This window comes from uncultured Algibacter sp. (assembly GCF_905480415.1).
GTDB lineage: Bacteria > Bacteroidota > Bacteroidia > Flavobacteriales > Flavobacteriaceae > Algibacter_B.
The window spans coordinates 1-5,120 of the sequence record NZ_CAJQQI010000142.1 but is presented as its reverse complement, the minus strand read 5'-3'; the positions used below and the strand labels follow the sequence as shown (position 1 = coordinate 5,120).

General features: G+C 32.9%; 4 protein-coding genes and 2 pseudogenes. 3 read left to right on the top strand and 3 right to left on the bottom strand.

What is annotated here, in order from left to right:
* A pseudogene (locus tag QZ260_RS09665) lies at positions 1-329 on the top strand (TonB-dependent receptor); the annotation flags it as partial.
* 2 nt (positions 330-331) lie between these two features.
* On the opposite strand, the gene bcp reads toward QZ260_RS09665, so the two are convergent.
* On the bottom strand, positions 332-793 hold the full coding sequence (gene bcp / locus QZ260_RS09660; protein ID WP_295985546.1) for a thioredoxin-dependent thiol peroxidase: 462 nt from the start codon (positions 791-793) through the stop codon (positions 332-334).
* A 36-nt stretch (positions 794-829) separates the two neighbouring features.
* Here bcp and nth point away from each other — a divergent pair, with 36 nt between their 5' ends.
* Positions 830-1,489, top strand: coding sequence for an endonuclease III (nth, locus tag QZ260_RS09655; RefSeq protein WP_295985544.1), 660 nt, complete (start codon positions 830-832; stop codon positions 1,487-1,489).
* A 32-nt stretch (positions 1,490-1,521) separates the two neighbouring features.
* Here the strand turns inward: nth and QZ260_RS09650 are convergent, their stop codons facing one another.
* Both QZ260_RS09650 and QZ260_RS09645 read right to left on the bottom strand, forming a co-directional pair.
* A complete protein-coding gene (locus QZ260_RS09650; RefSeq protein WP_295985541.1) occupies positions 1,522-1,668 on the bottom strand; it encodes a hypothetical protein in 147 nt (48 codons plus the stop codon).
* A 57-nt stretch (positions 1,669-1,725) separates the two neighbouring features.
* A pseudogene (locus tag QZ260_RS09645) lies at positions 1,726-2,309 on the bottom strand (sigma-70 family RNA polymerase sigma factor).
* Between the two features lie 232 nt (positions 2,310-2,541).
* On the opposite strand from QZ260_RS09645, the gene uvrA reads away from it, so the two are divergent.
* On the top strand, positions 2,542-5,120 hold a 2,579-nt coding region (gene uvrA, locus QZ260_RS09640; RefSeq protein ID WP_295985538.1), incomplete at its 3' end, for an excinuclease ABC subunit UvrA.

The following is a 5,120-nucleotide window of genomic DNA, read 5'->3' as shown; positions in this document are numbered from 1 at the left end:
ATTTTAGAAGCATTTGGTAATTATTCTACAGAGACTTAAAGGTGTATCTATATCCGTATAAAAATCATGAAACAGAAGAATTATATACAAGTGAAAACTTAAAAGTACACCCTCGTATGAAAGAATTATATAAATTCTTTTAATACAATGGGAAAATGCTCGACATAAAAGATTTCAATCCAGATATTATGGATATTTTATCGAGAGAGGTTCTAAAAATGATTAATGATGGGGAAAAAGGATGGGAAGAGATGCTTCCAGAAGGTATTCCCGATATCATAAAGGATCAGCGACTATTTGGATATTCTAGAAGAAATAAATTAAAATAAATTTAATTTATTTCTTCTAGAATTTGAGCGGCGTGTTCTTTCGTTTTTACCTTCGCTATAACACGCTCAACCAAGCCATTTTCATCTATTAAAAAAGTCATTCTGTGAATGCCGTCATAGTCTCTGCCCATAAACTTTTTTGGGCCCCAAACACCAAACGCATTAATAACCGTTTTGTCTTCATCGGCTAAAAGTGGAAAAGGAAATTCGTATTTGTTTTTAAAATTAGCTTGTCGCTTTGCAGAATCAGCACTAACACCCAATAGGTCATAGCCTTGCGCTTGCAACGTTTTATAATTGTCTCTTAAATTACAAGCTTCCACGGTACACCCAGGAGTACTTGCTTTTGGATAAAAAAATACAATCAGCTTTTTTCCTCTGTAGTCACTTAATGAAATTGTATTTCCTTGTTCATCTTTAGCCGTAAAATCAGGAACGGCATCACCTTGTTTTAGTGTGTTCATAGTCTTAACTTTGAATTTCTAACAAAAATACGTTTTATGACTAAGAAAGAGAAAATTAACTTTGTTATTAATACACTTTACACACTTTATCCTGAAATCCCTATTCCTTTAGATCATAAAGACCCATATACCTTATTAATAGCCGTATTGCTATCTGCGCAAAGTACTGACGTTCGTGTTAATAAAATTACGCCTCTTTTATTCGAAAGAGCAGATAATCCGTATGATATGATTAAGCTTTCTGTTGAAGATATTCGTGAGATTATTAAACCTGTCGGCTTATCACCTATGAAAAGTAAAGGTATTCATGGATTATCAAAAATTCTTATTGACAAACATAATGGAGAGGTCCCACAGAGTTTTGAGTTTTTAGAAGAATTGCCCGCCGTTGGACATAAAACCGCGAGTGTAGTAATGTCTCAAGCTTTTGGTGTTCCTGCATTTCCTGTTGACACGCATATTCACAGATTACTATATCGTTGGAATTTAACCACTGGTAAAAATGTAGTTCAAACTGAAAAAGATGCTAAACGTTTGTTTCCAATGGAATTATGGAATGAGTTACACCTCCAAATAATTTGGTATGGGCGACAATATTCACCTGCAAGAGGCTGGGATCTAGATAAAGATATTATTACTAAAACGATAGGAAGACAATCTGTACTTCAACACTATTATAAAAATAAAAAGGCCTAATAACTTTTAGTTTATTAGGCCTTTTAAGATACTTAATTTAAAAGTGCTTCAAACTTTAATTTATTATAATTTATAACACTTAAAGCCTTAGAATAATTTAAAAGAAAATTAACCGTTTCTTCTTTCGGTTCAAGATTTTCTATGTTTTTAATAGAATTTTCAGAGTAAATTTTTGCCATTTTTTAAAGTTAAGGGATTATTTATACCAATAACGTAGCAAAATACTCTTTATTGTATCAATTCGTCAAAACGATATTGTGTTTATCAATAATCTTACGTAAATTAATTAAGGCATAACGCATTCTTCCCAATGCTGTATTAATACTAACACCTGTTCTGTCTGATATTTCTTTAAAACTCATATCATTATAAATACGCATCATTAATACTTCTTTTTGATCAACTGGAAGCTCATCTAATAAACGTCTTACGTCATTTTCAACCTGTTCTTTGATAATGGTTTTTTCAGCATTTAAACTGCTATCACTTAACACTGAAAAAATATTAAAATCACCTGCATTGTCAAATTTTGGCATTCTGTTATTTTTTCTAAAGAAATCAATCACCAAGTTATGAGAAATACGCATCACCCATGGTAAAATTTACCTTCTTCATTATAAGCGCCGCGTCTTAGCGTACGTATCACTTTAATAAAGGTATCCTGAAAAATATCTTCAGCAACATCTCTGTCGTATACTTTTGAATAAATAAAACTGTAAATTTTCTGTTTGTGCCTTTTAATTAGAATTTCTATGGATTTTTCGTCTCCATTAATATAGTTACTAACTAATGAGGCGTCCGTAATAAGTTGTTGTCGCATAATATTTACTTTTAATGCACGAAATAGATTTTCGTTGCTTGGGGTTATTAAGTTTAAAAGTAATTTTATACTATAGAAGTGTGTTTTTGAAGTTATTATACAATCAAAGATAAGAACATTCCTTCCTAAAAACAATAAATCACATTTTTTTTAACAATATATTCGATAAACGGTAATTTTTTATGCTCGCTTACTTGTAGTATCTTTACGGAATTATTCTCTTGAAAAACCTATGAACACTGCTATTTCCGAAGTAAATCCAAAAGAAAACATCATTATAAAAGGTGCACGATTACATAACCTTAAAAATATTGATGTTGTTATTCCCAGAAATAAATTAGTTGTAATAACGGGTTTGTCAGGTTCCGGAAAGTCTAGTTTAGCGTTTGATACACTTTATGCAGAAGGACAACGACGTTATGTAGAAAGCTTATCGAGTTATGCGCGTCAGTTCTTAGGGAGATTAAATAAACCCAAAGTAGATTATATAAAAGGTATTGCACCTGCAATTGCCATTGAACAAAAAGTAAATTCTACCAATCCGCGTTCAACTGTTGGTACCACTACAGAAATTTATGATTATTTAAAATTATTATTTGCCCGAATAGGTAAAACCTACTCGCCTATTTCTGGTTTAGAAGTTAAAAAGGATACCGTTTCAGATGTTATAAGTTATATAAAAACATTTTCAGAAGGTGAAAAACTTCTCCTCCTCGCTCCTATTTATTTAGAAGAAGGACGCAGTATAGAACACAAACTTAAAACGTTGCAACAACAAGGTTATGCTAGAATACAAGTAAATAACTCCGTTTTAAGGATTGATGAGGTAAACACGCTAACTAAAAAGGACAGTGTTTTATTGGTTGTAGATAGAGTTATTACAAAAGATGATGAAGATTTTTTAAACCGCCTAGCTGATGCCATACAAACCTCTTTTTTTGAAGGAAAAGGTCAATGCATCATAGAAACATTAAGCGATAGCAAACAACGCGCTTTCAGTAATAAGTTTGATTTGGATGGCATCAGCTTCTTAGAGCCTAATGTTCATTTATTTAGTTTTAACAACCCTTATGGCGCATGCCCTAAGTGTGAAGGCTATGGAGATATTATTGGTATTGATGATGATTTAGTAATTCCAAATACGGCACTCTCAGTTTATGAAAGTGCTATTTTCCCATGGCGTGGAGAAAGCATGAGCTGGTATAAAGACCAATTAGTTAATAATTCGCATAAGTTCGATTTTCCCATTCATAAGCCTTATTTTGAATTGACAGATGCTCAGAAGAAATTAATTTGGACTGGCAATCAATATTTTGAAGGTTTAAATTCGTTCTTTGCGGAATTAGAATCTAAAGCTTATAAAATTCAAAACCGGGTGATGTTATCTCGTTACCGCGGAAAAACAAAATGTAAAACCTGTAATGGCAAGCGTTTACGCGTTGAGGCTAATTATGTAAAAATTATAGGTGCTACGATTACCGATTTGGTGGAAATGCCTTTAGATAAACTCACCACCTTCTTTAAACAATTAGAATTAAACGATCACGACACACATATCGCTAATAGATTATTAAAAGAAATTAATAACCGATTAGCATTTCTAGCCAATGTAGGTTTAGATTATTTAACGCTGAATAGAAAATCTAATACCCTTTCAGGTGGTGAAAGTCAGCGTATAAATCTTGCAACATCATTAGGGAGTAGTTTGGTAGGCTCCATGTATATTCTGGATGAACCTAGTATCGGTCTGCATCCAAAAGACACAGAGCGTTTAATTTCTGTTTTAAAATCGTTACGCGATTTAGGGAATACGGTTATTGTGGTTGAGCATGATGAAGATATTATGAAAGCTGCAGACTACATTATAGATATCGGCCCAGAGGCTGGAACCTTAGGAGGTCATGTCGTGGCCGAAGGTAATTATAAGGATATTTTAGCTTCAGACTCGTTAACGGCTAAATATCTAAATGAAGATCTAAAAATTGAAGTTCCAAAAACTAGAAGAACGTCAAAATATCATATTGATATTGTTGGAGCTAGAGAGAACAACCTTAAAAATATAGATGTTAGCTTTCCGTTAGGCATGCTTACGGTTATTACCGGTGTTTCTGGAAGTGGAAAAAGCACCTTAGTTAAAAAAATATTATTCCCTGCACTTCAAAAAAAATTAACTGATTTTGGTAATAAACCGGGACAATTTACGGCTTTAGAAGGTGATTTTAGCAACATAAGTCATATTGAATTTGTTGACCAAAACCCAATAGGAAGGTCGTCTAGATCAAATCCTGTGACTTATATAAAGGCCTATGATGATATTCGTGCTTTGTACTCTAAACAGAAACTAAGTACTATTAGAAATTATCAAGCAAAACATTTTTCTTTTAATGTAGATGGCGGACGCTGTGAGACTTGTAAAGGTGAAGGTGAAGTGACTATTGAAATGCAATTTATGGCCGATGTGCATTTAGAATGTGAAACTTGTAAAGGAAAACGCTTTAAAAAAGAAGTTCTTGAAGTCACTTTTGGGGATAAGAATATTGACGATATCCTTAATCTAACTATTGATGATGCCATAGCCTTTTTTGAATCTACTGAGCAAACTAAAATAAAAAACAAACTACAACCGCTGCAAGATGTTGGTTTAGGCTATGTGACTTTAGGCCAAAGCTCCTCTACCCTTTCTGGTGGCGAAGCACAACGTATTAAACTCGCTTCGTTTTTAGGTAAAGGAAGCAAAAAAGATAATACGCTTTTTATTTTCGATGAACCAACAACTGGACTTCATTTTCATGATATTCAAAAACTTTTAAA